2 protein-coding genes are annotated in these 2,224 nt (G+C 41.8%); both read right to left on the bottom strand.

The window, feature by feature from the left end:
* Nucleotides 1–207 precede the first annotated feature (207 nt).
* Nucleotides 208–927: an ABC transporter ATP-binding protein gene (locus LD39_RS14700; protein ID WP_035548694.1), complete on the bottom strand. Its 720-nt coding sequence runs from the start codon at nt 925–927 to the stop codon at nt 208–210.
* Nucleotide 928: 1 nt separating this feature from the next.
* A partial coding sequence (locus LD39_RS14705; protein WP_035548697.1) for an iron ABC transporter permease occupies nt 929–2,224 on the bottom strand: 1,296 nt, incomplete at its 5' end.

A 2,224-nucleotide genomic window follows, 5' to 3' on the forward strand; every position in this document is an offset into this window, starting at 1 on the left:
TAGGCGAGATCCCACAGGGCGCAGTCCGAGGAAGCTTGCCGGTTCCCCCACAGGAAAGCGAGTCCTTCCCCAACGACCCTAAAACCACTCATATATCTCGAAATCGAGTCTTCCATAATCCTGCACTTATATGGAAGACATCAAGCCTGGTAATGATTCTCAAAATTAAAAAACGACTGTCTATTTCAAGACAGTCGTTCCACATAATTATTTCATATCGACAAGCTCTAACTGCGCATGTTTTTGTTCTTCTCGCGTCGTACAAATCGAATCCCAATCATGAGCAGCACCATCGCGCATTGTAATAATACGGTCGGCGATAGCTTTAGAATCTTCACGATCATGGGTGACGAAGATCGAAGTGATTCCTGTTTTCTTAATAATTTCTTTCAGCTCACTGCGAATCTTTATTTGGAGGTCTGCGTCCAAGTTACTGAACGGCTCATCTAAAAGAAGCAAAGATGGTTTAGGAGCTAATGCACGAGCCAGAGCAATCCGTTGCTGTTGCCCACCACTCAGTTCATGCGGATATCGTTTAGCGAAGGCCTTCATGTTCACTAAATCCAGTACTTCCTTCACCCGTTCTCTTTTAGCTTTCCTTCCATATCCCTTCAACCCGAATTGAATGTTCTCGACTACGGTCATGTGAGGGAAGAGAGCATAATCTTGAAAAACCATCCCAATTCCTCGTTTTTCTGGTAAGACGAAATGACGATCATCGGTCATGACACTTCCGTTAATCGCAATGGTACCTCGATTGGGTGTTTCTAATCCGCATAACAAACGTAGTACTGTACTTTTACCACTACCGCTTTCCCCGAGAATCGAAATGATCTCTCCTTGAGCAATTTCTAGATTAAAATCCTGGATCGTATTCTTTTTAGAATTTCCATAACAAAAGCAAAGATCTTTGATTTGTATAAACATATCAATTCGGCTCCTTTTCTAACACTTGATGAAAGATATAGATGGCAATACCACTAATAAGTACAATAATTATGGATGCCAGGGAGGCTTCTTGAATTTGTTCATCGCTGGCATATTGAAAAGCTTTAGTGGACAAGGTATCAAAATTGAAAGGTCTAAGGATCAACGTTAAAGGTAACTCTTTTAGTATTTCAATAAAGGCGAGAATGAATCCGCTCATTAATGGTCCTTTGATCATCCGCAAGTCGACTTTGAAAAATGTCTTAGTAAGGTTCATCCCTAACATACGCGAAGCCTCTGTGAATTTATTCCCAACTTTATCAAAGCCGGCTTCAATTGAGTTGAAGCCTATGGCGAGAAAGCGAATCACGTATGCAGATATCAACATGAACAAGCTTGTGCTTAAGAACAGCGTCGGTTCCATCCCGATCGATTCATAGAAACTAAAAAGGATGTTATCGATTTGAATGAATACAGTACTAATTCCTACAGCGATGACAGCACCTGGAATAGAGTAACCTAGGATGGTGACTCTAGCCGCTGACTTTGAAACAAAGCTTTGGTGCATCCTTGAAAAGTTGGCAATAATGACAGCAAATACAACAATCATCCCAGCGCCAACAAAAGAAACAAGAAGGGAGTTCCAAATCAAGGTCGTAAATTCAGCACTGGCGATTTTTTGAAAGGTCAAGAACATCCAGTCTACCAATTGAACAAAAGGAACGAGAAAACCTAATAAAAATATGACCAAACAATACGTGAAAGCGATCCAGCCACGGGTTCCTCGTAATTTTATCGGGGAGAGCGGCCGTGCTTTGGCGGTAGCTTGACTGTATTTTTTTCGACCTCTTAATACTTTTTCGAGAATAAGGATGGCGAAGACGATGACCATCAGAGTCGCGGACAGTTTGATGGCAGAGTTTAAATCATTCATTCCAAACCAGGTTTGAAAGATAGCTGTGCTGAATGTAGGAACTCCAAAATACTGAACGACCCCATAATCATTGAGAACTTCTAACAGGACAAGACTGACACCACCGACGATCGCTCCTCTTGAGATTGGCAATACAATTCGGAAGAAAACTTCCCAGGGGTTTCTCCCAAGCAGCCTCGCATTTTCCACTAAAGAAGCGGATTGATTGGCAAGGAAAGCTCTCGTAATCGTATAAACATAGGGAAACAGGAAGAGTGTAAAAATGAATACGGCACCTGGAAGTGTCAGGATATCAAAGTATTTCTGGTTCACTTCCATACCCCAATCGTTCCTTAATGTCGTCTGAATGACGCCTGTATAATT

It is taken from the genome of Halobacillus sp. BBL2006 (genome assembly GCF_000786645.1).
Classification (GTDB): Bacteria; Bacillota; Bacilli; order Bacillales; family Halobacillaceae; genus Halobacillus.

Coding starts and splice junctions, on each gene's coding strand:
- LD39_RS14700 (WP_035548694.1), bottom strand. CDS start 927: ATGTTTATACAAATCAAAGATCTTTGCTTTTGTTATGGAAATTCTAAA.